At 69.1% G+C, this 25,186-nt stretch carries 26 protein-coding genes; 11 read left to right on the top strand and 15 right to left on the bottom strand.

Annotated elements, in window-relative coordinates; genetic code table 11:
* Window positions 1-37 precede the first annotated feature (37 nt).
* The 3 genes from IU448_RS22265 to IU448_RS22255 form a co-directional block, all read right to left on the bottom strand.
* Window positions 38-535: a DUF4254 domain-containing protein gene (locus IU448_RS22265; RefSeq protein WP_195057623.1), complete on the bottom strand. Its 498-nt coding sequence runs from the start codon at window positions 533-535 to the stop codon at window positions 38-40.
* Between the two features lie 424 nt (window positions 536-959).
* A complete protein-coding gene (locus IU448_RS22260; protein ID WP_195057622.1) occupies window positions 960-2,963 on the bottom strand; it encodes a helix-turn-helix domain-containing protein in 2,004 nt (667 codons plus the stop codon).
* A 16-nt stretch (window positions 2,964-2,979) separates the two neighbouring features.
* On the bottom strand, window positions 2,980-3,873 hold the full coding sequence (locus tag IU448_RS22255) for an SMP-30/gluconolactonase/LRE family protein (protein WP_195057621.1): 894 nt from the start codon (window positions 3,871-3,873) through the stop codon (window positions 2,980-2,982).
* 234 nt (window positions 3,874-4,107) lie between these two features.
* Here IU448_RS22255 and IU448_RS22250 point away from each other — a divergent pair, with 234 nt between their 5' ends.
* Both IU448_RS22250 and IU448_RS22245 read left to right on the top strand, forming a co-directional pair.
* Complete coding sequence (locus tag IU448_RS22250) at window positions 4,108-4,971, top strand: arylamine N-acetyltransferase family protein (RefSeq protein ID WP_195057620.1); 864 nt, start codon at window positions 4,108-4,110, stop codon at window positions 4,969-4,971.
* 305 nt (window positions 4,972-5,276) lie between these two features.
* Window positions 5,277-5,741: a MarR family winged helix-turn-helix transcriptional regulator gene (locus IU448_RS22245; protein WP_195057619.1), complete on the top strand. Its 465-nt coding sequence runs from the start codon at window positions 5,277-5,279 to the stop codon at window positions 5,739-5,741.
* Between the two features lie 10 nt (window positions 5,742-5,751).
* Here IU448_RS22245 and IU448_RS22240 read toward each other — a convergent pair whose 3' ends face one another.
* Window positions 5,752-6,390 (bottom strand): GNAT family N-acetyltransferase, encoded by a 639-nt coding sequence (locus tag IU448_RS22240; RefSeq protein ID WP_195057618.1) that lies wholly within the window; start codon window positions 6,388-6,390, stop codon window positions 5,752-5,754.
* Between the two features lie 34 nt (window positions 6,391-6,424).
* Window positions 6,425-7,603 carry a winged helix DNA-binding domain-containing protein gene (locus IU448_RS22235; protein ID WP_195057617.1) on the bottom strand — a complete coding sequence of 393 codons (1,179 nt, stop codon included), beginning with the start codon at window positions 7,601-7,603 and terminating at the stop codon, window positions 6,425-6,427.
* A 364-nt stretch (window positions 7,604-7,967) separates the two neighbouring features.
* Between IU448_RS22235 and IU448_RS22230 the strand changes: the two genes are divergently transcribed.
* A complete protein-coding gene (locus tag IU448_RS22230; RefSeq protein ID WP_195057616.1) occupies window positions 7,968-8,942 on the top strand; it encodes an alpha/beta hydrolase family protein in 975 nt (324 codons plus the stop codon).
* 266 nt (window positions 8,943-9,208) lie between these two features.
* On the opposite strand, the gene hisH is transcribed toward IU448_RS22230, so the two are convergent.
* The 7 genes from hisH to IU448_RS22195 all read right to left on the bottom strand — a co-directional run bounded on the left by hisH (window position 9,209) and on the right by IU448_RS22195 (window position 15,767).
* The gene (gene hisH, locus IU448_RS22225; protein ID WP_195057615.1) at window positions 9,209-9,838 is read right to left on the bottom strand and encodes an imidazole glycerol phosphate synthase subunit HisH; all 630 of its coding nucleotides are present in this window, start codon (window positions 9,836-9,838) and stop codon (window positions 9,209-9,211) included.
* The gene (hisB, locus tag IU448_RS22220; protein ID WP_195057614.1) at window positions 9,835-10,470 is read right to left on the bottom strand and encodes an imidazoleglycerol-phosphate dehydratase HisB; all 636 of its coding nucleotides are present in this window, start codon (window positions 10,468-10,470) and stop codon (window positions 9,835-9,837) included. Before hisB ends, hisH begins: the two co-directional genes overlap by 4 nt.
* Window positions 10,471-10,490: 20 nt before the next feature.
* Window positions 10,491-11,639 (bottom strand): histidinol-phosphate transaminase, encoded by a 1,149-nt coding sequence (locus IU448_RS22215; protein ID WP_195057613.1) that lies wholly within the window; start codon window positions 11,637-11,639, stop codon window positions 10,491-10,493.
* Window positions 11,636-12,973: a histidinol dehydrogenase gene (gene hisD / locus IU448_RS22210; RefSeq protein ID WP_195057612.1), complete on the bottom strand. Its 1,338-nt coding sequence runs from the start codon at window positions 12,971-12,973 to the stop codon at window positions 11,636-11,638. The genes IU448_RS22215 and hisD overlap by 4 nt, the downstream gene beginning before the upstream one ends.
* 84 nt (window positions 12,974-13,057) lie before the next feature.
* A complete protein-coding gene (locus IU448_RS22205; protein WP_195057611.1) occupies window positions 13,058-13,489 on the bottom strand; it encodes a hypothetical protein in 432 nt (143 codons plus the stop codon).
* A 39-nt stretch (window positions 13,490-13,528) separates the two neighbouring features.
* Window positions 13,529-14,131: a maleylpyruvate isomerase family mycothiol-dependent enzyme gene (locus IU448_RS22200; protein WP_228813919.1), complete on the bottom strand. Its 603-nt coding sequence runs from the start codon at window positions 14,129-14,131 to the stop codon at window positions 13,529-13,531.
* Window positions 14,132-14,177: 46 nt separating this feature from the next.
* On the bottom strand, window positions 14,178-15,767 hold the full coding sequence (locus IU448_RS22195) for a serine/threonine-protein kinase (protein ID WP_324188672.1): 1,590 nt from the start codon (window positions 15,765-15,767) through the stop codon (window positions 14,178-14,180).
* 196 nt (window positions 15,768-15,963) lie between these two features.
* Between IU448_RS22195 and priA the strand changes: the two genes are divergently transcribed.
* The 4 genes from priA to hisI all read left to right on the top strand — a co-directional run bounded on the left by priA (window position 15,964) and on the right by hisI (window position 18,799).
* The gene (gene priA / locus IU448_RS22190; protein WP_195057610.1) at window positions 15,964-16,695 is read left to right on the top strand and encodes a bifunctional 1-(5-phosphoribosyl)-5-((5-phosphoribosylamino)methylideneamino)imidazole-4-carboxamide isomerase/phosphoribosylanthranilate isomerase PriA; all 732 of its coding nucleotides are present in this window, start codon (window positions 15,964-15,966) and stop codon (window positions 16,693-16,695) included.
* 100 nt (window positions 16,696-16,795) lie between these two features.
* The gene (locus tag IU448_RS22185) at window positions 16,796-17,677 is read left to right on the top strand and encodes an inositol monophosphatase family protein (RefSeq protein WP_195057609.1); all 882 of its coding nucleotides are present in this window, start codon (window positions 16,796-16,798) and stop codon (window positions 17,675-17,677) included.
* Window positions 17,674-18,447: an imidazole glycerol phosphate synthase subunit HisF gene (hisF, locus tag IU448_RS22180; RefSeq protein ID WP_195057608.1), complete on the top strand. Its 774-nt coding sequence runs from the start codon at window positions 17,674-17,676 to the stop codon at window positions 18,445-18,447. Before IU448_RS22185 ends, hisF begins: the two co-directional genes overlap by 4 nt.
* Before the next feature lies 1 nt (window position 18,448).
* Window positions 18,449-18,799 (top strand): phosphoribosyl-AMP cyclohydrolase, encoded by a 351-nt coding sequence (hisI, locus tag IU448_RS22175; protein ID WP_195057607.1) that lies wholly within the window; start codon window positions 18,449-18,451, stop codon window positions 18,797-18,799.
* Window positions 18,800-19,178: 379 nt separating this feature from the next.
* On the opposite strand, the gene IU448_RS22170 is transcribed toward hisI, so the two are convergent.
* A complete protein-coding gene (locus IU448_RS22170; RefSeq protein WP_228814022.1) occupies window positions 19,179-20,045 on the bottom strand; it encodes a sigma-70 family RNA polymerase sigma factor in 867 nt (288 codons plus the stop codon).
* 91 nt (window positions 20,046-20,136) lie between these two features.
* Here IU448_RS22170 and IU448_RS22165 point away from each other — a divergent pair, with 91 nt between their 5' ends.
* Both IU448_RS22165 and IU448_RS22160 read left to right on the top strand, forming a co-directional pair.
* Window positions 20,137-20,427 (top strand): hypothetical protein, encoded by a 291-nt coding sequence (locus IU448_RS22165; RefSeq protein WP_195057605.1) that lies wholly within the window; start codon window positions 20,137-20,139, stop codon window positions 20,425-20,427.
* Window positions 20,424-20,792, top strand: a complete 369-nt coding sequence (locus IU448_RS22160) for a DoxX family protein (protein ID WP_195057604.1) — start codon at window positions 20,424-20,426, stop codon at window positions 20,790-20,792. The genes IU448_RS22165 and IU448_RS22160 overlap by 4 nt, the downstream gene beginning before the upstream one ends.
* A 153-nt stretch (window positions 20,793-20,945) precedes the next feature.
* Here IU448_RS22160 and IU448_RS22155 read toward each other — a convergent pair whose 3' ends face one another.
* Both IU448_RS22155 and IU448_RS22150 read right to left on the bottom strand, forming a co-directional pair.
* Window positions 20,946-21,413 (bottom strand): MarR family winged helix-turn-helix transcriptional regulator, encoded by a 468-nt coding sequence (locus tag IU448_RS22155; protein WP_195057603.1) that lies wholly within the window; start codon window positions 21,411-21,413, stop codon window positions 20,946-20,948.
* Between the two features lie 146 nt (window positions 21,414-21,559).
* Complete coding sequence (locus IU448_RS22150; RefSeq protein ID WP_195057602.1) at window positions 21,560-22,024, bottom strand: peroxiredoxin; 465 nt, start codon at window positions 22,022-22,024, stop codon at window positions 21,560-21,562.
* 78 nt (window positions 22,025-22,102) lie between these two features.
* Between IU448_RS22150 and IU448_RS22145 the strand changes: the two genes are divergently transcribed.
* Both IU448_RS22145 and IU448_RS29790 read left to right on the top strand, forming a co-directional pair.
* Entirely contained in the window at window positions 22,103-23,683 is a 1,581-nt protein-coding gene (locus IU448_RS22145) for an anthranilate synthase component I (protein WP_195057601.1), read from the top strand.
* Window positions 23,680-24,951 (top strand): TIGR02234 family membrane protein, encoded by a 1,272-nt coding sequence (locus IU448_RS29790; protein ID WP_416383036.1) that lies wholly within the window; start codon window positions 23,680-23,682, stop codon window positions 24,949-24,951. The genes IU448_RS22145 and IU448_RS29790 overlap by 4 nt, the downstream gene beginning before the upstream one ends.
* Window positions 24,952-25,186: the final 235 nt, after the last annotated feature.

The following is a 25,186-nucleotide window of genomic DNA, read 5'->3' as shown; positions in this document are numbered from 1 at the left end:
ACTTCGCCGCGCGCCACCGGTGTGCCTGCGGGCGCGGCTAGGAGGCCAGGGACGGCAGGCGGTCCTGTACCGTCCGCACATCGGCCAGCAGATTGTTGTAGCCGCCGACCAGTTCGGCCAGCCGGAGCCAATTCATCTGGGTTGTACGTCGGCTCGTCGGCGCCGCAACGGAGTCGCGGTTGGCTCGGGCCCATGCGTCCGCGAGTCGATCGATTACGCGCCCGAGCGATTCGGGACGGATGACCGGTTCGTTGCGGTGGATCGGCAGTTGCCGGATCGACCACTCGTCGATCTCGTCCATCAGTTCGGCGCGGCGCCGATCGAGATCGGCGAGCCGTGCGTGGCCGGTTCCGCTGTTGCGGCAGATGTGCAGGTTCACCAGGCAGCGGGCTGTCCGATAGAGCTCGTGATCCCGGAATCTGAGGCCCTGGAAAACTCCCAGCAACTGGACGGCGGTGGGGAGTTCGCCTGGTCGCGGGGGCTTCACCGCGGACAGTTGATACTCCGCCGATAGATGTGTGTCCTCCTGCAGCATCACATAGCTCCTGGTCTCAGTTGTTATACCCCACAAAAAAGTTCGCTACAGAGGGACTGTAATCGACAACATGCGATCTGGCTATAGAAACGCAATAATGCGTCCTCAAAATTTCACCGACCTGACGCAGATCATGGCAAACATGCAGCTATTTTCCGGTTCTCATCCGGTGACAGGTGATTGTTGTTCGCGGACCCTGGATTTCATCGCGCCCGGCCTGCGTGGTGGCCGCCCGGAGCGCCGGGTCCTCGGAGCGCCGGAATTGCCCAGTGAGCGCGGCGGACTCGCATTCGAGACTTTCGAACTCCCCGCCGGGCTGCCGTCGCCGCTCAATGTGTGGAGCGAAACTTCGCGGCACTCGAATGGTGAGTCGCCCTCCACGCTAGAGCGTGCCGATTTGTCCCGCCATGTTGGGATAACCCAGTTATCGCAGGGATTGATGTGGCGATTCCCCATATCCGGTTTCGTGGGTGCGGCCGTTGAGATGCCGTAGCTCGTCGAGCCGGACAGCCGTGGAAATCCGGAAGAGCCGTTGGTCGCTGCGCCAATCCGCACCGAGCAGTGCTCTGATTCGATCGAGACGTTGCAGAATGGTGTTGGGGTGATACCCCAACGCGCGCGCGGTTTTCGCCGGACTCGCGCCGTTACCGACGAAAGCGCGCAAAGTGGCCGTCAGGTCGGTGTTGTGTGCGGCGTCGTAGTCGAGTACCGGCCCGATCGAGGCAGCGATGAATCGATGCAGACCTCGCGGATCATGGGCGAACAGAATCGAAAAGATCTCGTACTCCGCGGTATCGACCACGGCATCGGTGACCCGCAGGGCGTCGAGCAGGCGAACGGTGCGCAGCGCCGCCTCGAACGCTACCGGCAGCTCTTCCGGGTCGTGTGACCTCGGCGGAACTATCGCCAGCACCGGTGTACCCAGATTCTCGATCAGCGCGGTGCGGATATCGGCGCCCGACGCCAGTGGCGTATGCGAATGAGTGACAACGACAATGGTTCCCGCGATCTCGGCGACCAGTGTGCCGTCCGGGTACCGTGCCGCCAGGTGCCGCATGGCAGTGGCCCGGATTTCCGGGGGCAGTACCAAGGCGACGACCGTGTTCAGATTCGCGAGGGTGATGCCGTGGTAGCGCAGCCGCCGTTCCAGATCGTGACGTCGCTCGGGAGCCGTGTCCAGCAGATCGCCCACCAGTTCGGCCCGGGTCCGGCGATATGCCTCGTCGGCGGCATTGTGCTGCAGCGTCAGCAGGGCGCACACCTGAGCCGCCCGTTCGATCGTCGTCGCGTCCTGCGGTCTCAGCGCGGGCTTTCCGTGGCCGAGTAGGAGAGCGCCGAAATAGCCGGCACCGGCGGTGATCGCCGCGACGGCCTCGACCGGTGACCCGGTATCCGGCAGGAGCACACACCGCCCGGACGTGCGGCTGCGTTCGAGCGCCGACCGGACCGTCGCCGAATACCCGAGCGGACCGTCCGGAACCGGTGTACTTCCGGACTGTGCGGTGGTTTTCAGCTCCGGGTCGACGATCGTGATCGTCCGCCCGAGTGCTCCCGCCATGGTCCTGGCGACATCGGGAAAGCCGCCACCGACCAGAACTGTCTGAATCAATTGCTGATGAACGGCGTTCGCGCGGTCATCAGCCCGCAGCCGCTCGCTGAGCCGGGTGAGTGCCTGCCTGGTGTGCTGTTCGGATTCCTGCAGCAGTTCGCGAATCTCGGCGGTGCGGACCACCACCGAGGCATGGTCGGCCAACGCCGACAGCAGTGCGATCTCCTCCGCGGTGAAAACGTGCTCGTACCGGGTCGCGGCGAAAAGCACTCCCAATACTGCGCGGTCGGCAAGTAAAGGCACGCCGAGAATGGAAACGATTCCTTCGGCCGCCACCGCCTCGTCGATCGCCCGATCATGTGGATCGCAGGCGTAGTCGCCGTACCGATGGGTCCACTGCGCGGTCCGTGACGCGACGACCCCCGAGGCCAGCCCCATTCCCGGCGGCACCCGCAGATGCTGGAAGCCGTGCGTCACCGCGCCCACCGATTTGCGAACGTGGAGCTCACAGGTCTGCGGGTCGAACTCGGAGAGGTAGGTGACGTCGCTGCCCATCATCTCGTGCGCCCGGCTCACCAACCGAGTCAGCACGGTATCCCGGTCCCGCGACTCCGCGAGCTCGCGGGCACTCGCGAACAGCACCGTCAGCTCGTGCTCCCGCCTGCGCAGCCGCGACAACTCACCGTGGAGCCGGCCCAGCACCCGGCGCAGTTCCAGCCGTTCCCGGTGTCCGCCGCCGATATTCTCGACTTCCATCGCGATATCGCCGTCGTCTATTTCTCCGCCGACAATGCCGGCCAACAGCAGGCCGATCGAAGCGGCCGGTGAAATACCTTCGGGCACACCGATACTCTGCCCGATCAGCGCGGTGGTGTGCACGCCCCCATCCCGCGAATCACGCCTGCCTGCCGGGTACTGCGACCCGCACCGTCTCCAACCGGCCGGTTCGTTCCCGGGCCGCGATATTCGGGTTGGAAGTCTGTGCCGTGCAACACACCAGTGTCTGCGCGCCGGCGCCGGTGAATCCGACCGCGAAGCAGGGCTGTGATGTGGCGACCGCATCGGTGGCGACCCCGCGGGTCACGTCGAACCGCACCACGCGGCCGCCGGCCGGATCGGATACCCACACCCCGTCCTCGGCGTCCACACAGATTCCATCGGGCCGGATCGGCTCACCACCGACGCCGGCGGACGACAGATCGATGACGGTCCTGCGCTGTGTGAGCGCGGCGTTCCCGGCGATCGTGAAACCGGTGAGGCACGCCCCCGCGGTTTCGGCGACGACCAGGGTGCCGTCCGTCAGCTGCGCAGTGCCGTTCGGGAACCGCAATCCCGTAGCCGCGATACCGGCCCGGCCCGCGCCGGTGACGGCGATGATCTCCGCGGTGGGCGGATTCGCTTCGGGCCCGAACAGCGGATCGGCTTCGGGGTGCGCGGCGAGTTCGGCATAGAAATCGAATCCGAAGGTGCCCACCCAGGCGCGTCCGGCGGAGTCGACGAACATATCGTTGGCGGCGCCCCGAGCCAGCCGGCCGAGATCGGCATAGCACTGCGTAGACCCGTCGGCGCCGACGGCCAGGACCCGCTTGTCCCGCATCGATACGACCAGATGTGTGCCGTCGGGCAGCCAGCCCATACCCGACGGTTGGCCCGGCACCCTGGCCGCCACGGTGACAGCGAAGGACCTCGGATCCACCTGCAGCAGCTCGTGGGCGTAGAAGTCCGAGACATACAGTTGACCGTCCGGTCCCGTTGCCGGTGATTCCGCGAAATGAAGGCCGGAGGTCACCACCGTGGTCGACGAGGAAATCAGTGGTGTTCCTGTTCTGATCGGGCCGGGGCACCAGGCGGGATACGGACCGTCGCGGTGGCGCCGGTCATCGGCACCGTTGCGATTCGGGACGAGTTTACCGCCGGAATCGTTGCGGTAAACACGCTCCCGAGGTGGTCGAGACTGCTCGGTGGAACAGATGCCACATCCGGATGGTTGCTCGTATCGACACCGGGTGAAACGAGGAGTGACATGCCGAAGCCTGCCGACGCGGCGTACCACTGGAACGGCGACCGGCTGGATCTGGAGCTGTATCTGGCCAGAATCGGCTACTCCGGTCCGCGCACCCCCACACTGCCGGTGCTGCGGGCCTTGGTCGGTGCCCATACCACCGCTGTTCCGTTCGAGAACCTGGAGGCGGTACTTGGGCGGCCGGTGCCGCTGGACCTGGAAACCCTGCAGGACAAGCTTTTGCGGCAGCGTCGGGGTGGCTACTGCTACGAGAATGTGACCGTGTTCGCGGCGCTGCTGGAACGGTTCGGGTTCGGGGTGACCGGGTTGTCCGGGCGGGTCACGATGGGAGCAGACGGGGTGCGTCCGGCCACCCACGCGCTGCTGCGGGTCACCACCACCGACGACGACCGGATATGGCTGGTCGATGTCGGGTTCGGGGCGGGTCCGGCCGAACCCTATGCGCTTGTCGACAGCCCGGCGGAGTTCAGACTCGGGCACTGGCGGTTCCGGCTCGCCCGTGAATTCGGTGAACTCGAGACCGAACAGTGGGTGCTGCACCAGTTCGCGAAGGACGGGTGGGTGGACCGCTACACCTTCACCCTGGCCCCGCAGTACCGGGTGGATTACGAGGTCGGCAACCATTTCGTCGCGACCTCGCCGCGATCGCCGTTCACCCGGCGGCCGTTCGTGCAGCGATTCCATCCGGATGTCCACCACATCCTCGACGGCCGCGTCCTGACCACCGAACACCCCGACGGCTCCAGCCGGTCACGGGAACTGGAGCTTGCGGAGCTGCCGGAAACGCTGGCGAAGGTATTCGATATCGAAATTCCCGATCAGGACGCAGCGGCGTTGCTTCGCGCTCCGTGGGCATCGAGCTGACTGCTGATGCCGGCGTCCGGTGCTCCGGCTCGTGGCGGGATGAGCCGGAGCACTGTCGCCGCATCGGTTCCGGGCTTCGCTGACCGTCATGGGATAGTTCAGCAGGGTCAAATCGATGCCCGCGATGATCGCTGCGGGTAGGGGCGGTACGTATCCGGAGGCGCGTTCGCGCGTGCGGTTGCCGAAGTCGGCGGTTGATGGAACCCGTTGCGCAGACGAGGTTTCCTGCCTCGGCCGCGCCGGTTCCGTGCAACGCCGGTACGTGTTCTGCGGGTGCGCCGTCGGCCGGTTGCTAGATTGCCGATATGGAAGCCGCGCACCAGGGGGCCGCGAGCAGGCTGCATAGTCTGCCGACGCGACTGATCAACCAAACCGCGCTACTCGCCGATCGGGCGACCGAACAGGCGATGGCGGGTACGGGTTCGCGCCGATATCACTATGCGGTACTGACGACGCTGCACGAAGGCGGTGCATCCAGCCAGGCCGAACTCGGGCGCCGCACCGGAATCGACCGTAGCGATATCGTCGCCGTCCTGAACGACCTGGTGGCCCGGGGGTTCGTGGAACGCGCCACCGATCCGGGCGATCGGCGGCGCAATATCGTGAACCTGGCCGAGCCGGGGCGCGATCACCTTCGCGAATTGGACCGCCGGCTGGACCTCGCACAGCAGGACCTGCTCGCGGCCCTGTCGGCCGCGGAACGCCGTACCCTGGTCGCCCTGCTCGGCCGGATACTCGACGATCACGCGACCCGGGCCGCCGGCAAGTAGTCCCGGCCGGTCAGCAGCTGCGGACCATTGTCTGCTGGTGGACCCGTTTGCCCTGATAACGCATTCCCGGCACCGGCGGTGTCGTGCCGTGCGGGGCGAAACCCATCCGTTCGAAGAACCGGACCGCCCGGGTGTTCTCGACCAGCGTTTGTAAATAGCAGCCGGGCGAACCCATCGACCGGAGCCGATCGAACCAATGCTCCATCAGTCCATCCGCCGCGCCGGTGCCGCGCGCCTCGGGCACGACATTGATATGCAGATGAGCGGGCCAGCGTGGATCGTGGATCTCTCCGGCGGACGGTGCGCGGCGCAGCGCCGCGCTCGCGGCATCGAATGCGCTGCGGGCGAAGAACAGGGCCGGGCGGCGGCGCAGAACCAGGCGATACCTTCGGACGGCGTCCGCGATCCGTTGATCCTCGCTCGGGAAGGACTCGGTGTCCACGCACCCGGTGAGGTAACCGAGCAGTTCGCCGTCGGATTCGGCCAGGAACAACGACTCGGGTTCGCGATCCATATAGGGCTCGAGATATATCAGCGACTCGGATTCCTGATGGCCCCAGAGAGTTTCGGTCGGCGAACCCTGACCGGCCCGCACCGCCAGCCGCCGCAGGGCGGGTCGATCCTGCTCCCGGAACGTTCGGATTCGCATGGCGCCAACCTATCCCGCTACACCGTGACGCAGGTCAGCTGGTGAGTTCCCGTTCCAGGGGAGTACGGAAGCGGGGGACCGGACGGAGTTCGCCGTACCAGCCGGCCGCGCGTTCGGCCTCGGCCGCGACGAGCGCGCGGGCATCGGCGCCGATATCCTCCAGCAGCCGGGTCACGATCTCGCCGTCCTTGCGCTGCGCCCAGCCGCCGACGATACGGCCGTCGAACCAGATACTCGGCCCGATATTGCCGTTGCGGTCGAACAACTGCGCCTTGTGCCCGCCCAGGTACCAGTCGCGGGACTGCCAGCCCATAGGGGTGGGGTCGAGGGCGGGCAGCAGGGCCGCCCAGGGTTGCGGGGCGGGAACCGGGTCGAGATCGTCGGCGAGCAGCAACCCGGCGGTGCCGTCGAGATCGACTTCCACCGTGTCGAGCCGGGCCAGGGTTTTACGAACCTGACCCAGCGTCCAGCCCGTCCACCATTTGATATCGCCGATCGGTGCCGGGCCGAACGTCCGTAGCCAGCGGCGTACCAGTTCGGTGCGGGCCTCGTCGGCGTCCATTCGGTCGATCGGCGCGGACAGCCACGATTCCGCGGGAGCCCACGAGTACTGGCTACTGGACCAGCCGCCGCCCGGCCGGGCGCGGACGATCCGGCCTTCGGTGCCGAGCAGGAGCAGCACCCAGGTGGTGATGGAGGTGGGTTTGGAGTACGACTTCCCCGGACTCGTATTCACCTGGGTGCGCAGCGCGGGGACATCCTTGCTCAGCTGGGCGCCGGTGGCGCTGCCCCGGGCCAGGAGCGCGCGATGGGTGTCCTCGGCGACGGCCGCCAGCCAGCCTGCCGGATCGCCGTCGCCGATACCGGCGTCGGCCAGGTATTTGGCATAGGTGCGGAGCTGCTTGGCCGCCAAATCGGTAGCGCAGGAGGCATGCAGGACCGGTGCGAGCTCCACCGGCACCACGAACATGGTGCGTCGCATCGCGAGCATCCGCAGCAGCGAGCGGTCCTCGTACAATGCGCATTCCACCTGCGTGGGACCGATGGCCGTGCCCCGTGCGGCCACCGAGAGATGAACGGTGGCCGGATCGGTGGCGTGCAGCACCACCAGCGAGCGCGTGATCTCGGCGACTTCGCCGCTGCGGTATTCGGCCGCCAGCCGATGCCGGATCCCCAGCCGCGCCCGCCGCTGCTCCGTGGTGAATGCGTACATGGAGCGGATGCTAGCGGTGCCCACCGACATCCGCGGCCGGCGGCGGCCGGCGCCTGGGATACGCCACCCATCACCACCGGTGGGGTGAGCGGCAGCCTGCGAACCAGCCGTGCCGGGCCCGGCCGCCGGGCCGGTTCCCGCACCCGGACGGCCGTGTCCGGCGTTCCCCGGGGTCGCGCCCGCGCGAGAATCAGCGGGTCACCCGGATCAGGGCGAGCGCTCGGAGCCGGGGCAGGTGCCGGCACCGCGGCCCGGCCCCCGAGGTGGCGCCACACCGTTCCCACGTAGCGTTGTTGCGGCGAATTGCCGACGGGCCCAGTCAGGTTCCCGCTCTCCCGGCCTCGGGCGTGGAAATATTTCTGTTATGAGCAGACGCGCACTGAGCTATCTGGCCGGGTTGCTGCTTCCGGCGTTGACAGCGACCCTGCTGGCCGCCGCCCCCGCGGCCGCGACCGACGCCTGCTCGGTGCATACACGCCCGATCGCGATACCTGTCGATGGGGAACAGGCCACCGGCCTGGTGTACGAACCGCAGGGCTGCGCGGTCGGCAACGCCCTGGTGGTGGCCGCGCACGGGCACAACGGGTCCGCGGCTCAGTATTCCGAGTACCTGGTCTCGATCGCGGCCCGCACCGCGACCCCGATCCTGTCGATGGATCTGCGCGGCAGCCCCCGATGGCCGACCGGCGACTGGAATCTGTGGGCCGGCTGGCGCGATCTGGTGGCTGCCACCCAGTGGTACAAGGCAGAGAACCCCCGAGTGGCGCGCACCGTGCTGTGGGGTTGGAGCCAGGGGGCCATGACCACCGGCCTGGCTGCCGCGTACGGTCCCGCCGGTTTGTTCGACTTCTGGGTCGACACCTTCGGCCCATCGGATCTGTTCACCCATTTCCAGGGTCCCGCCGCCGACTATCCCGCGCTGCAGGCCCAGATCCAGCGCGATGCCGGTGGTTGCGTTCCGGCCGCCTGCCCGCTGGCCTACGCCGAACGTTCGCCCGCACTCCAGGCCGGGCGGATGAACATCCGGCACGCTTTCCTCGTCCACGGTACCGCCGACGAGGTGGTGCCTTACTCGGCCAGTATGCAGATGCGGGCCGCGCTCATGCTGGCCGGTAAACCGAGCACCATGTACTCGATCGTCAGCGGACGCACGCTGGACGGTGCGGTGGAACCGGGCCGCCACAATGTCGGCCCGGCGCTGTTCGAAGCGGGCTGCGTGGTCGAACGCCTGCTCCTGGGCAGCGAACCCCTCGACGGCAACCGCGACTTCCTGGTCGATGTCGCCGCCGGAGTCGTCGCCGCGCCACCGGCCCCGCCCGGCGCCAAATGCGCGGCCTGACCGTCCATGCGGCTCAGACCACCGAATACCCGCCGCGCACGCCGAGCACCCGGCCGGTGATCCCGGAATCCGGACGGGGGCCGGTGCGATCACCCATCCGGCCACATCCGTGCGACGGCCCCGCCGGCCCAAGGGTATCGGCGTGGCTTCCCGGGATTTCACCCGTTCGTGCTTCGGCAGCGGTGATCCCGGCGGTGAACCGCTTTACTCTCCGTAGACCCCGGCGCGAACACACGCCCGGGCAAGACGGCCGGGCGCGTGCCGGATCAGAGCGATTTCACCCAGTTGGACAGCAGGTGGGCACCCGCGTCCCCCGACTTTTCGGGATGGAACTGGGTGGCCGCGAGCGCGCCGTTCTCCACCGCGGCCAGGAAGCGGCTGCCGTGTTCGGTCCAGGTGAGCTTCGCAGCGGCGAGGTGGTCGCTGGGGGGCAGTTCCCAGGACCGGGCGGCGTAGGTGTGGACGAAATAGAAACGGGTGCCTGCGTCCATACCGGCGAACAGCACACTGTCCGCGGGCGTTTCGACGGTGTTCCAGCCCATATGCGGCAGGACGGGAGCGTCGAGTTTGTCGACGGTGCCGGGCCATTCCCCGCAGCCTTCGGTTTCCACGCCGAATTCCACCCCGCGGTCGAACAGGATCTGCATACCCACGCAGATTCCGAGTACCGGGCGCCCCCCGGCCAGCCGCTGGCCGATGATGCGTTCGCCGCGCACCTCCCGCAGGCCGGCCATACAGGCCGCGAACGCGCCGACGCCCGGAACCACCAGGCCGTCCGCCGCGAGCGCCGCCTTGTGATCGGCGGTCACCTCGACCTGCGCGCCCGCCCGGACCAGGGCGCGTTCGGCGGAATGCAGGTTGCCGGAGCCGTAGTCCAGCAGAACAACCGAGTTCACAACGACCCCTTGGTGGACGGCACCACACCCTGTGTCCGCGGGTCCGGTTCGACAGCGGCGCGCAGAGCCCGCGCGACTGCCTTGTATTCGGCCTCGGTGACATGATGCTGATCGCGGCCGTAGAGCACCCGCACGTGCAGCGCGATCCGGGCGTTGAGCGCGATGGATTCGAAGACGTGCCGGTTGAGCACGGTCGAATACGGTGCACCCGGATCGTTGCGGCCGCGTACCGGGGAGCCGGGGATCACCGCGTGCAGCAGATGGTCGGGTTCGCCGGTGTGCACGCAGTAGGGGCGGCCGGAGACGTCGACGGCGGCGTGCGCCAGGGTTTCGTCCATCGGGATGTAGGCGTCGCCGAACCGGCGGATGCCTTTCTTGTCGCCGAGTGCCTGCCCGAGTGCCTGCCCGAAAACGATGGCGGTGTCCTCGACCGTGTGGTGCGCCTCGATCTCGATATCGCCGTCGGCCCGCACCGTGAGGTCGAAACTGGCGTGGGTGCCGAGCGCGGTGAGCATATGGTCGTAGAACGGGACACCGGTGGAGATATCGGTCTGCCCGGTGCCGTCCAGGTTCAGTTCCACCACGATGCTGGATTCTTTGGTGGTGCGCTCCACTCGCGCGGTTCGGTTCATGCTCACTTCCGGTTGTCGCTTCAGTTCTGCGCGGTCAGTTCGGTGGCGGCCAGTTTCGCGCTGACCCGCAGGAATTCGTCGTTCTCGGCGGCCAGCCCGATGGTGGCGCGCAGATGGCCGCCGATCCCGACGTCCCGGATGAGGACTCCCTCGTCCAGGTAGTGCTGCCAAGCGCGGGGCGCGTCGCGGAACGTTCCGAACAGCAGGAAGTTCGCGTCGCTGGGCACCACCCGGAACCCGAGGGCGGTCAGTTCCCGGGCCACCCGGTCGCGCTGGGCGGACAGTTCCGCGACACTCGCCAAAGTTTCGTCGGCATGCCGCAAGGCGGCGCGGGCGGCGGCCTGGGTGACCACCGACAGGTGGTAGGGCAACCGCACCAGCAGTAGTGCGTCGATCACCGCGGGGGCCGCGACGAGATAGCCGAGCCGGCCTCCGGCGAAGGCGAACGCCTTGCTCATGGTGCGGCTGACCACCAGTTTCGCCGGATAGCTGTCGATCAGGCCGATTGCGCTGGGCTGGGCGGAGAACTCCCCGTAGGCCTCGTCGACGATGACGATCCCGGGGGCGGCCTCGAGGATCCGGGCCAGCTCCGCCGCCGGGATACTGTGCCCGGTCGGGTTGTTGGGGCTGGTCACGAACACCACGTCGGGCCGGCGTTCGGCGATGGCGGCCACGGCGGCATCGATATCGATGGACAAATCGGCGGACCGTTTCGCCTCCACCCATTCGGTGTCGATGCCCTCCGAGATGATCGGATGCATCGAATACGACGGGACGAAACCCAGTGCCCGCCGGCCCGGGCCGCCGAACGCCTGCAGCAACTGCTGCAGGATCTCGTTGGACCCGTTGGCCGCCCAGACATTCGCCGCGCCCACCGCGATACCGGTCTGGCGGGTGAGGTAGGCGGCGAGATCGGTGCGCAATCCCACCGCGTCGCGGTCGGGATAGCGGTGCAGATCGGCGGCCGCGGCGCGCACCGCCTCGGCCACATCCGCCACCAGCGAAGGCGTCGGCGGGTGCGGGTTCTCGTTGGTGTTGAGCTGGACCGGAACGCTGAGTTGCGGTGCGCCGTACGGTGATTTACCGCGCAGGTTCTCGCGCAACGGCAGGGCGTCGAGCCCGATCCCGGCCCCGGGCACGGGGGCGCCGTCGGGGACCTCCGCGCTCATGACAGCGCCTCGAACCGGGCACGCACGGCCTGCCCGTGGGCGGGCAGATCCTCGGCGTCGGCCAGCGCCACCACATGTCCCGCGACATCCTTCAACGCCGCCTCGGTGTACTCCACGACGTGGATACCGCGCAGGAAGGTCTGCACGCTCAGCCCGGAGGAATGCCGGGCGCAGCCGGCGGTGGGCAGCACGTGATTGGAGCCGGCGCAGTAGTCGCCGAGGCTCACCGGGGCGTACGGGCCGACGAAGATCGCGCCCGCGCTACGCACCCGGGCGGCGACCGCGGTGGCCTGCGCGGTCTGGATCTCCAGGTGTTCGGCGGCGTAGGCGTTCACCACCCGCAGCCCCTGATCGATATCGTCGACCAGCACCGTGCCGGACTGGGTGCCGGTGAGGGCCGCGGTGACCCGCTCGGCGTGTTTCACAACGGCCAGCTGCGTGGTCAGCGCCGCGTCCACCGCGTCGGCGAGGGCGGGACTGTCGGTGACCAGCACGCTCGCCGCCAGCACATCGTGTTCGGCCTGGCTGATGAGGTCGGCGGCCACATGGACCGGGTCGGCGGTGGCGTCGGCCAGGATCGCGATCTCGGTGGGACCGGCTTCGGCGTCGATCCCGACCAGCCCACGGCACAGCCGTTTGGCGGCGGTGACATAGATATTGCCCGGACCGGTGATCAGGTCGACCGGGGCCAGATCGGCGCCGTCGGTATCGGAACCTCCGTAGGACAGCAGGGCGACCGCCTGCGCTCCGCCGACGGCCCACACCTCCTCGACCCCCAGGAGCCGGGCGGCGGCCAGTACGGTCGGATGCGGCAGCCCGCCGAACTGTTCCTGCGGCGGCGAGGCCACCACCAGCGAGTCCACTCCGGCCGCCTGCGCGGGCACGACGTTCATCACGACGCTGGACGGATAGACGGCGTTACCGCCGGGCACATACAGCCCGACCCGCTCCACCGGCACCCAGCGTTCGGTGACGGTACCGCCCGGGACCACCTCGGTGGTGGTATCGGTGCGCCGCTGATCCGCGTGCACCGCGCGGGTGCGCGCGATCGCCACCTCGAGCGCCGCCCGCACCGCCGGGTCCAGGCCGTCGAGGGCGGCAGCCAGTTCCGCGGCCGGGACGCGCACGGTCGCGGGGGTCACCCCGTCGAATTTCGCGCCGTATTCCAGGGCCGCGGCCGCGCCGCGGTCACGAACCGCCTCCACCACCGGCCGCACCCGATGCAGCACCGAGTCCACATCGACCCCGCCGCGCGGCAGCGCGGTGCGCAGCTGCGCGGTGGTGGGCGTGCGGCCGCGCAGATCTACGCGGGCGAGCTCGATACGGGATGTCATGGTGGTATCGGTCCTTGTGCAGCGGCTGAATACGACAGCACCAGGGTATCGGGCCGATACCAGTGGTTATCCGCGTGGTCCGGCTCAGGCGATCCGGGTGTAGACGATATCCATCTGGTGTTCCCAGGTGCGCGGGTCCAATTCGGCATCCGAACGTTCCCAGGTGGCCCGGAATATGTTTCCGGTCTCATCGAGATTTCCGGTCAGTCGCTGGGAATCGCCGGGGGCGTCGCGCCAGATCCGCCACAGCGGCCCGGTGAGCGCGCCGTTGTAGATCCGCCGGGCCCCGGCGCCGTCGTGTTGCAGGACCTTCAGTCGTTCCGGGTAGGCGTCATCGGTACCGACGACCCAGATGCGGTCGATCGCCGGCTCGGGCACAGTCAGCCGGACCAGCAGGAAGGCGTCGCCGTCCAGCCATTCGATGGTGGTCCGGCCGACCATATCGGGGATCTGCTCGGAGGTCGTCTTCCACTCGCCGACCATCGCCGCCATCGCGACGAGTGCCGAATCGGTCATCTGCGCGTCTCCCATCGGTGAAGCGAGCTTCCGGATGTTTCAGCTGCAGCGGCGACGCAGTTCCCCGACGCCTTCGCCGTCGAGTTCGTCGAGGACCACGGTCCGGCCCACCATCGCCAACGCTAGCGCTTCACCGCGCCCGCGGACGGCAGGCCCCGTTCCCTTGACCCAGTCGAAATCTGTCGCGACGAACTGTAACCCTCTGGTGAGGCGCCCGGGGCGCGCGAACGGGTCCGGATGGTCCAGTACGGCCTTCACCCGGTCGGCGGGGATTTCCCGAAGCCGGCCCAGGGGGCGCCGGATGTCCTGCTGGTGGACCAGCAGATCGGCCAGACCCAGCCGCGGCCAGAGCCGCGACACCGTGCGCGGAGCGGATTCGAATTCGGCCAGCAGCTCCGCCGGTGTCCGGTGCGACCCCTGCGCGGCCATGGCGTTGTTGACGCCGTCGATCGAGAACCGGTTCCGCACGGCGATCCCGGCGTACTCGGTGAGTGGGATCGCGTCGTAACGCAGGTGTCCGATCAGTTCCCGCACTCGCCAGCCGGTGCACAGTGTCGGCGCATCCCATTCCGCGTCCGGCAAACTCCGCAGCAGGGCAGTGAACTCGGCTCGCTCGGCGGCGAGCATCCCCCGAATATCCATGCCGCACACCATAGCCCGGCCGCGGGCGGCGGGTTCGGGTTACGGGTCAGTGGGTATCGCTGTCGATCAGCAGCGTGCCGCCGGAATTCACCACCCGCAGTACCGGGTTGCGGGTCTGACCGCCGTAACTGAGGTTGTTCACCCGCATATCCACCGAACCGTCGGGATTGTTGCCCTTGAAAGCCTCGATCCGGCTGAAACTCTGCACGGTCCGGGTCGACCAGTACTGTTCGAACTCCTGCCGGCTGCCGTAGGCCTGCTGGGCGGCCGGGGTCAGTAGCGACCAGGAACCCGCGGGATTCATGTAGAACTGCTCGAGCAGCTGACCCGCCTGTACCCATTCGACCTGCCCGGTGCTCGGCGTGGAGCCCAGCGCGGGGGCGGTCGTGGCCGTGGTACCGGGCGTCCGCGGCGCGCTGGAGGTCACCGAGGTGTCGGCGCGGGCCGATCCGCCGTCGTCGGAATCGGAGGAACCCAGCCACAGCACGCCGCCGACCACCGCGGCCCCGGCGATACCGCCGATCAGCACCGCCCGCCGGACGCCACCGCTGCTGCCGGAACCGCCGGCGACGGGCTGCGTGGTGGTGGGCGGATGGTTCGGGGCCCGCTGCGGCGCGCGATCGTCCGATTCGCCGTGGTCGCTGTCCGGCCGGGGCTGTGACCGCCGGCGCGGAGCGGGGGCCGCGCCCGCGCCGCGGGTGCGGCCCGGGGCCGGCGTTTCCATCGTGCTGACGGCGGCGCCGCCGGCGTGCCCGTTGCGGTCGAACGCTTCGCGTGCGGGCACGAACCCGGCGTGCTCGGCGCTTGCGCCCGGGTATCCGGCGAACTGGGCCAGCTGTTCGCGGGCCTCCTGCATGGTGGGCCGCAGCCGCGGATCGGCCTCCAGCAGATCGAGCAGGAAATCGGTGGCCGGCCCGGCGTTCTGCGGTTCGCTGACCTGGCCGTTGGCCGCGGCATACAGCACCTTGAGCGGGTTACCCGACCCGAACGGCGGTTCGCCCTCGAGGGCGTGGAACAGCGTCGCGCCCAGGGCGAAGACATCCGCGGCGGGGGTGGGGTCGGCTCCGCGGGCCACCTCGGGGGCCAGGTAGGCGGCGGTCCCGCAGATCAACCCGGTCTCGGTGAGGGTCACATCGCCCGTGGCTCGTGAAATACCGAAATCGGTGATCTTGACGGTGCCGTGATCGTCGAGCAGGATATTTCCCGGCTTCACGTCGCGATGCACGATCCCGGCCTGATGGGCCGCGATGAGCGCCGCGGCGACCTGTTCTCCGATCCGTGCCACCTGCGGCAACGGCAACGGCCCCTGGGAGGACAGCACCTGCGCCAGGCTGCGCGACTTCATGTACTCCATCACCAGGCACGGATCGCCGCCGTGTTCGGTGATATCGAACACCACGATGGCATTCGGATGCTGGAACCGGGCCGCGTTGCGCGCCTCGCGTGTCGCGCGCTGCCGCAGCACATCGCGCTCGGCGGGCGGCAGACTGGGCTTTATATGGATCTGCTTGATCGCCACCGACCGTTGCAGACGTTCGTCGACGGCACGCCAGACAACGCCTGTGCCGCCGCTACCAATCTGCTCGACCAGGCGGTAGTGATCCGCGATCAACTGACCGGTATCGATGGCGCCCACTCCGAACTTTCTCGAATCGTGACCTGACGCGTCGGTGACCTCTCACGCGTTCGGGACGAGTGTAGCGGGCACCCCGACCGGCCCAGTGGGTGATATCACCCAACGCTCGTCGCCCCCCGTTGCCGAGTGCGCGGGCCTGCCGACTCGCCACCGGGCGCGCGGCGCGGGCGAACACCGGGCTACTAGGCTGTTGCGCGTGAGTCTTGTGTTGCTGCCCGCTGTCGATGTCGCCAATGGAGAGGCCGTCCGCCTGGTACAGGGCGCGGCGGGCAGCGAAACCAGTTACGGTTCGCCGCGCGATGCCGCCCTCGCCTGGCAGGACGCGGGCGCCGAATGGGTGCATCTGGTGGATCTCGACGCGGCGTTCGGCCGCGGGTCCAACCGGGAGCTGCTGGCACAGGTGGTCGGCGAACTCGATGTCGCCGTCGAACTGTCCGGCGGTATCCGTGACGACGAATCGCTGAAGGCCGCGATGGCCACCGGTTGCGCCCGGGTCAACCTGGGCACCGCCGCGCTGGAAGATCCGCAGTGGTGCGCCCGGGCGATCGCCGAGTACGGCGACCGGGTCGCGGTCGGGCTGGACGTCCGGATCGTCGACGGCGACTACCGGCTGCGCGGCCGCGGCTGGGTCAGCGACGGCGGGGATCTGTGGGAGGTCCTGGAACGGCTGGAACGGGACGGCTGCTCGCGCTATGTCGTCACCGATGTCACCAAGGACGGCACCCTCACCGGCCCGAACCTGGATCTGCTGCGCGAGGTGTGCATGGCCACGGAGGCGCCGGTGATCGCCTCGGGCGGCGTCTCGGCCCTCGACGATCTGACCGCGATCGCCGAACTGGTGCCCGACGGTGTCGAAGGCGCGATCGTGGGAAAGGCGCTGTACGCGGGCCGGTTCACCCTGCCCGAGGCGCTGGCCGCCGTCCGTTGACCGCATGCGGGGTCGCCCCGGCCGGATTCGGGCGCCGGGACGCATCGGCCGGAGGCGAGCACGCCCGCACACCGACCGCGACAAACCGGGAGCCGAAGCGATGACCAGGGCGGAAACCGAACTGACGGGACTGCTGAACACGGCGGCCGAGATACTCGACGGGGTCGGCGACCGATTCCTCGAGGGGCGCGGCGCCCCCAGCGCGGTGGCCAAGGGATCGCGGGATTTCGCCACCGAACTGGACCTGGAACTCGAGCGCACCATCTCCGGGCAACTCCTGGCACGCACCGGTATCGAGGTGCACGGTGAGGAATTCGGCGGGCCGTCGCTCACCGGCGGCACCGCGTGGGTGCTGGACCCGATCGACGGCACCTTCAACTATTCGACCGGTCACCCGCTCACCGGCACCCTGCTCGCCTTGATCCGCGACGGGGAGCCGGTCCTCGGGCTGGCCTGGTTCCCGCCGCTGGATCGCCGGTACGCCGCCATCGCCGGCGGACCGCTACTGGTCGACGGCATCGCCCGGCCGCCACTGCCCGCCGGTGTGCTCGATGAGGCCATGATCGGGTTCGGCGCCTTCAACATCGAATCCACCGGGCGGGTACCGGGCCTGTTCCGGCACCGGGTCCTCGGTGCGCTCAGCCGGTTGTCGTCCCGGGTGCGGATGCACGGCTCGACCGGGGTCGACCTCGCCTTCACCGCCGACGGCACGCTCGGCGGTGCGATCGTGTTCGGTCACCACCCGTGGGACAACGCGGCGGGCGCGCTGATGGTGCGGTGCGCGGGCGGGGTCGTCACCGATCTCGAAGGCGCGGACTGGACCATCGAATCCGGTTCGGTGCTGGCGGCGGCGCCCGGAGTGCACGCCGAACTACTGGAAATGATCGCCGCGACCCGCGGCACCGGATTCGCCGCGCCCGGCAGTGATCGCGATACCGGTGCGGACAATGCCGCCTCCGGCGGCGGTGAGGAACGCTCATGACCCTGGCAACACGCGTCATCCCCTGCCTCGACGTCGATGCCGGGCGGGTGGTCAAGGGCGTCAACTTCCAGAATCTGCGCGATGCCGGCGATCCGGTCCAGCTCGCCGCCGCCTACGACGCCCAAGGCGCCGACGAACTCACCTTCCTCGACGTCACCGCCTCCAGCGGCGACCGCGCCACCATGTTCGACGTGGTCACCCGGACCGCCGAGCAGATCTTCATCCCGCTCACCGTCGGCGGCGGAGTGCGCACCGTCGACGATGTGGACCGGCTGCTGCGCGCCGGTGCGGACAAGGTGTCGGTGAACACCGCCGCGATCGCCCGCCCCGAGGTGCTGCACGAGATGTCGCAGCGGTTCGGGTCGCAGTGCATCGTGCTGTCGGTCGATGCCCGCACCGTGCCGGACGGCGAACCCGATACCCCGTCGGGCTGGGAGGTCACCACGCACGGCGGGCGCCGGGGCACCGGGATCGACGCGGTCGAATGGGCGGTGCGCGGGGCCGAGCTCGGCGTGGGGGAAATCCTGCTCAATTCGATGGACGCCGACGGCACCAAGGCGGGTTTCGACCTGCCGATGATCCGCGCCGTGCGCGCCGCCGTCTCGATTCCGGTGATCGCCTCGGGCGGCGCGGGCGCGGTCGAACATTTCGCGCCCGCCGTGCAGGCCGGTGCGGACGCTGTACTGGCCGCGAGCGTTTTCCATTTCGGCGACCTGACCATCCCGCAGGTCAAGGACGCCCTGCGCGAAGCCGATCTGGTGGTGCGCTGAGATGGCACTGGATCCGGCGATCGCGGCCCGGCTCAAACGTAACGACGCCGGGCTGGTGGCCGCGGTGGCCCAGGAACGCGCCACGGGCGCGGTACTGATGATGGCGTGGATGGACGACGAGGCGCTGGCCCGCACGCTCGAAACCCGGCGCGCCACGTACTACTCGCGCTCTCGGCAGCAGTACTGGGTGAAAGGCGAGACGTCCGGGCATACGCAGTACGTGCACGAGGTCCGGCTGGACTGCGACGGCGATACGGTCCTGCTGGTGGTGGATCAGCGGGGCGCGGCCTGCCACACCGGCACCCACACCTGTTTCGACACCGACGTGCTGCTCCCTTCCGAACAGGTGTGACGACCGGCCGGTTGCAACAGTGGGCGGTGCTGCCGAGTATCTCGGAACAGTGCACCGGTGGGCCGATAGCGAACGACGGACCGACCCGGACCGGTGGTATCGGCGGTGCATTCTTCGAGATTCCGGACCGGGAATCGTCCTGGTATTCCTGCCCAGCCGGACGACCGGCGGCCGCGGGCCGACGCCGGGAAGCGACGGTGCCGCGCCGTGCCGCGCCCCGGCGATGCGCTGCATCTGTCCGCGGCCCAGTTCGAGCAGCAGCGCCCCCAGTTGCGGTGATCGTCGGGAAGTGCCGCCGAAAGTGCCGGGAGTCCACTTCGTCGGCGGTCGGGTCGAGGATGTCGCTGGTGGCCACACACGCACGGTGGGCGTGCGGTGGTCAATCGGTCGATAGCGCGCTGCGGGTACAGCGGATTATCTCGATTCCGTGGATGAGCCGGTCCTCGATCCGGAACCGGATGATCGCGTAGGGGTGCCCGCCGGGTGCGATCACCGCAGCTGGGCCGCCGGCCAGGAGAAGGGTCGCGGTGACGGCGATGCGGTCGGCGAACACCCGCGTCTCCTCGGCCACTGCCGTGGCGCCGCGGACTTCGGTGGACGCACCCACCGGAAGCAGGCGTGGATCGGCGATCCGGACGGTGTCGGGAGCCAGCAGGGTGACCAGTCGAGCGATATCGCCACCGCGCGCGGCAGCCAGGAAAGCCTCGACGATCTCGAGGTGCCCGGCGATATCGAGCGATCCGGAGGCGCTGGCAGACCCGGTACCGGTGCCGTATTCGCCCGGCCGCGCCGCGCGTAGCCGGCCGCGGGCCCGGCTGGCCAGTTTCTTCGCTGCCGCCGGGGTCCCGTCGAGTACCGCGGCGACCTGGTCGAACGGCACCGCGAAGAGATCGTGCAGCACATAGGCCACCCGCTGGGCGGGCGAGAGCTCGCCCAGCAATACGAGCAACGCCCGGGATACGTCCTCGCGGCGGAGGAACATTTCATCGGCGCCGGCCTGTTCACCGATGTCGTCGAGCAGTAGCGGCAGTTCACCGCGCCGCTCCCGGGCGCGCAGCAGATCCAGGCACAGCCGGGCTGTCACGGTGGTGAACCAGGCATCCGGTTCGGCCACCTCCGACAGGTCGGCCGTGTGCACCCTGGTCCATGCGGTCTGCACCGCATCCTCGGCGTCCTGGTACGAGCCGACGATCCGGTAGGCGAGCGAAAGCAGCCGCGGCCGGGCCGCCTCGAATTTCTCGACCATTTCCACGGGGAGGTCACCTTTCGTGCGTGACGGACGTCAGAAGGGGTGAGTGATGACATCCACGACATTGCACGCCTTCGAGGAGACAGATATGAGCGTACAGATTCTCCGGTTCACCACTACCCCGGAGCGGATACCAGAGGTCGAGGAGGCCATCGCGAAGTTGTTTGCCGCAGTGGACGCTGCCGGTCCCGAAGGGATCGACTACACCGCGATGCGGGTGGGCCCGGACGGCGAGTTCATGCTGGTTCTCCGGCTCAGCGACGCCAACCCGCTCCTGGACATCCCGGCGGCCCAGGAATTCCGGGCACGGCTGGCCGAGTGGGCAGGTGGCCCGGCCGCGCCGCGGCCCGCCGTTGTGCTGGGCCGGTACACCCGGTGACCGGCGCGCTCGATATCGCTCTGTTTGTCGCGACCGTGGCTTGTGTGCTGGCGAATGCCGCCGAGGTCGTCGCGAAGGCCGTGCGCGCGCCGTTCATGGTGCAGAATGCCGCCGAAGCCGGTGTGGCGCCGAAGTGGATCCCGTACCTGGCGGTAATCGAAGGTGCCGGTGTGGCCGGGTTGGTCGCGGGACTCTTCGGCTGGGAATCCATAGGGTTCGCCGCAGCGGTCGGGTTGGTTCTGTTCTTCGTGGTAGCGGTCGGCGTCCACGTACGGGCGCGGGTATTCCACAACATCGCGTTCCCGGCGGGTTTCCTGGTGCTGGCGCTGGCCGCCACTGCCCACTTCGCCTGGCCGGCGGGCTGAATCAGGGGCTGTTCACGCACCACGGGGGTCGGCCTGGGGCGCGACGGAGTAGGCACGAGGCGTGCCACCCCGGCATGGTGCCGGGTGCAGGGTCTCCCTCCGTCGGCGCCTGCCCGGCGAGTGAAGGGTTTGCTGCCCGGTAATCGTCCGCGGCTATTGGGCGGTCCGGCCGAGGACCGTACTCAGATGGGTGGCGAGCGTATTGCCCAGATCCGCCATGGCCGCTGTCTGCTCGGCGTCGAGTCCGTCGAAGACCAGCCGGCGCACCACATCCATGTATCCGGGCGCGGCCTCCACGACCTTCTGGTGTCCCTCGTCGGTGAGTTCGGCCAGCACACCGCGACGCCCGGTGGTCGCGGCCCGGGTGGCCCAGCCCATGCGTTCGAGTTTGGAGACCACATGGGAAAGCCTCGATAGCGATGAATTTGCTCGGTGGGCGAGCTCGCTCATCTGCAGCCGCCGGTCCGGCGCTTCCGAGAGCAGGGTCAGTACCCAATACTCGAAATGAGTCACGCCGGACTCACGCTGCAGGTCGGTGTCCAATGCCCCCGGCAAGCGGTTCAGCACTGCGACCACCGCGCGCCAGGCCCGTCCCTCGACCGGGTTCAGCCACTCCGTCACAAATCCGCCTTCTCTCCGGCCCGGTGACGATTCCGGCAAGTGTCACCGAGCTACCGGAGAAAAGTTTGCCACGACTTCGCTCGAACTTGTGTCACCTCGGAAACGAAGGTGAGGCCATTCACAGCGAGTGAGCGCGGTGGCAGCCGCTACGCGCTTTTTCGCGCACGCAGAAAATCCAGTGCGCGGTCGGCGTGTACATTCGCGCGCAGTTCGCTGCTGATCTCGCTGAGAATCCGGCGGTCGGTGTCGATGACGAAGGTATGGCGTTTCACCGGCATGAGCTTGCCCAGCAGACCGCGTTTGACCCCGTAACTCTGCGCGACCGACCCGTCGGCATCCGAGAGCAGCGGGTACTCCAGCCGCTGCGCCCCCGCGAACCCGGCTTGCACGTCCACGGCATCGGCGCTGATCCCCGCACAGCTCGCGCCCAGCGCGGCGAACTCGGCGGTGAGATCGCGGAAATGACAGGCCTCGGCCGTGCACACCGGCGTATTCGCGGCGGGATAGAAGAACAACACCAGCGGTCCGCCGGCCAGGAGGGAATCGAGGGAACGGGGGGCGCCGGTCTGATCCGGAAGTTCGAATGCCGGGGCGAGCTGGCCGATCTGCATACCCGGACACTACCGCCGGCGGCGGGTCTCACGGGGTGCATCGAGCATGCCGGATGCCCGGCTGGAATGATGGTTCGAATGCACGGCGCGACCACTCCCGCGACTACAAGCCGCGAACGATTCCACGAACTCGCCGCCGAACACCGGGTCGTCCCGGTGACCCGGAAGGTGCTGGCCGATTCGGAGACCCCGCTGTCGGCCTACCGCAAGCTGGGCGGCGACCGAGCGGGCACGTTCCTGTTCGAATCCGCGGAGAACGGCCGTTCCTGGTCGCGCTGGTCGTTCATCGGCGCGGGCAGCCCCTCGGCGCTCACCTCGGTGGGCGGCGTCGCCACCTGGCTCGGCACCACCCCCGCCGGAGCGCCCGCCGGTGGCGATCCGCTGGACGCGCTGCGCGAAACCCTCGAGTTGCTGCGCACGGAACGGCTGCCCGGCCTGCCGCCGCTGACCGGCGGGATGGTCGGCTACCTCGGTTACGACGCGGTGCGCCGGATGGAACGGCTACCCGAATACGCCGACGACGATCTGCACCTACCCGAGATGGTGCTGCTGCTGGCCACGGATCTGGCAGCGTTCGACCACCACGAAGGCGCGATCACCCTGATCGCCAACGCCGTCAACTGGAACGGCACCGCCGAGAACGTGGACGCCGCCTACGACGACGCCCTCGCCCGGCTCGACCGGATGACCGCCGCGCTGGCCGCGCCCGCAGTTTCCACCGTATCCGTTTTCGACCAGCCCGAACCCGATTACCGGCGCGCCCGGACACCGGAAGAGTACGGTGCCGGGGTCCGCCGGCTGGTCTCGGAGATCGAAGCCGGTGAAGCCTTCCAAGTGGTTCTGTCGCAGCGTTTCGAAATGGACTACGGTGGCACCCCCATCGACCTCTACCGGATGTTGCGTGCGGCCAACCCGAGCCCGTACATGTTCCTGCTGCACATCCCGGACGGCGACGGAAACACCGCGTTCTCGATCGTCGGATCCAGCCCGGAAGCGCTGGTGGCCGTACAGGACGGGGTCGCGACCACGCACCCGATCGCGGGCACCCGCTGGCGCGGAGCCACCGAAGAGGACGATCTGCTGCTCGAGAAGGGCCTGCTCGCCGACGAGAAGGAGAACGCCGAACATCTCATGCTCGTCGATCTCGGGCGTAACGATCTGGGCCGGGTCTGCGTACCCGGTACGGTGCGGGTCACCGAGTACCGCCACGTCGAGCGCTACAGCCATGTGATGCATCTGGTCTCCACGGTGACGGGCCGGCTGGCCCCGGGCAAGATCGCACTCGACGCGGTCCGGGCCTGTTTCCCGGCGGGCACACTGTCCGGCGCGCCCAAGGTGCGGGCCATGCAGTTGATCGAGGAACTCGAACCCACCCGGCGCGGCGTGTACGGCGGCGTGGTCGGCTACCTCGATTTCGCCGGGGACGCCGATACCGCCATCGCCATCCGCACCGCCCTGCTCAAGGACGGCACCGCTTACGTCCAGGCCGGCGCGGGCGTGGTGGCCGATTCCGAGGCCGAATACGAGGACACCGAATCCCGGAACAAGGCGATGGCGGTGCTGCGTGCGGTCGCCGCCGCCGAAACGGTACGTGCCTTCGGTGACGAGGAGGCAGCCGAACGGGAATCGGTGGCCGCGGCCTCCGGAGGGGGCGTATGACAGCCGGCGACCCCGCCCGCCGCCCGCCCACCGAGAACTCCGGCGGCGCTGCCCGGAGCGGCAGCCCGGCGGCCGGTGAGCCCGCAGACACCGGTGCCGAAGCCCGTGCGCCGAGGAGTGAGGCCGCCACCGGCGCCGACCCGGACACCAGCGATCCCGCCCGCGGAGCGCCTGCCGCCGACACAGCAGGCGCGGACGCCGTTCGGCCGGCCGGAACCGGTACCGCCGGCGTCGGCGCGGAGGTTGTTTCGCCTTTGGACAGCGCGACAGCGCGGGTAGAAGCGGCGGACGGCGGCCGCGACGTTCGGTCGCCCGGGACGGCTCGCTCCGATGGCGAGCGGGCTGATCCCGCTACCGGGGCGGCTGCGGGCACCGGTCCCGCCGATACCGGGGCGTCCCCTTCCGGTGCCGGCCGCGTCCAGCCGGGCCTGGTTCCGGGCGAGACGGGCACGCCGGAATCCATGGCGGACAGCGCGGCCGCCGGACACCCCGTCGCGGCCGGTACCGGTGATTCCGCGGCCCCGGACGTTGCGGCCGGCGCAGTGCCCGGTGCATCGCCGGTCACGCGACCCCGGCCGATCGACTGGGGTGACGAGGAGATCACACCGCCCGCCGGAACGGGTGGGGCATCGACCGGACGGCAACCGGTGGCCGCGCTGGTGCTGCTCGCCGTCGGCGCCGCCGCGCTGTGGGGCTCCTCCCGGCTCACCTGGGTGACAGTGACTTCCGAGGACGGTTTGACCGAGCCGCGCACCGACGAACTCAACGGCGGGGTCTGGTTCGGTGCGCTGACGCCGCTGGCGCTCGTGCTGCTGGCCGCCATCGCCGCTGTCCTGGCGACCAAGGGCTGGGTGCGCCGGCTGGTCGGTGTGGTGGTCGCCCTGATCGCCGCCGTGACCGCGGTGCCGGCACTGGCATTGCTGACCGGGTCCGGGGCCACCGGACAGCGGGCCGCGGACCTGGCCGGGCTCCCGGGCCGGGCGCAGGTGCAAGAGTTGGTGACCTCGCCCGTCCCGGCCGTACTGACGCTGTGCGGTGCGTTGGCCGCGTTCGGTGCGGGACTGTTACTGGCTCGGATGCCGGCCGGCACCAGGCAGCTGTCCGGAAAGTACGACAATCCGGCGACCAGGAAGGCCGCAGCCACCCACGCCGTGCAGCAGCGTGGGGCCGGCGACGTGCTGCCGGAGCGGGTGCTGTGGGACGCTCTGGACGCCGGTACCGACCCGACCGAAGCGGCCGACCCGACCGGCTCCGCCGGCCCCCGCTGACTCGGGTGCCCGGGCCGATGCACCCGGGCCGGTTACGCCGGCCGATCCCGCGGACCCGGCCGCCGGAGCTACCGGAAACCGCACCACACACCGCCCCGGCGCCCCGCGACCGGGCGATAACCCTTAGCAGGCCGGTCGGGACCGGGTGACCGGCCCCCGGCGTCGAGGTGTCGCGGCCTGCCATTTACTCTTGGACAGCATCGGTGAGACAGCGCCTGGGGGAATCCTGCAGGCA

Source organism: Nocardia flavorosea, from assembly GCF_015477805.1.
Taxonomy (GTDB): domain Bacteria; phylum Actinomycetota; class Actinomycetes; order Mycobacteriales; family Mycobacteriaceae; genus Nocardia; species Nocardia flavorosea_A.
The sequence above is the reverse complement of the archived record's forward strand: the minus strand, read 5'-3'. Positions and strand labels throughout refer to the sequence as shown.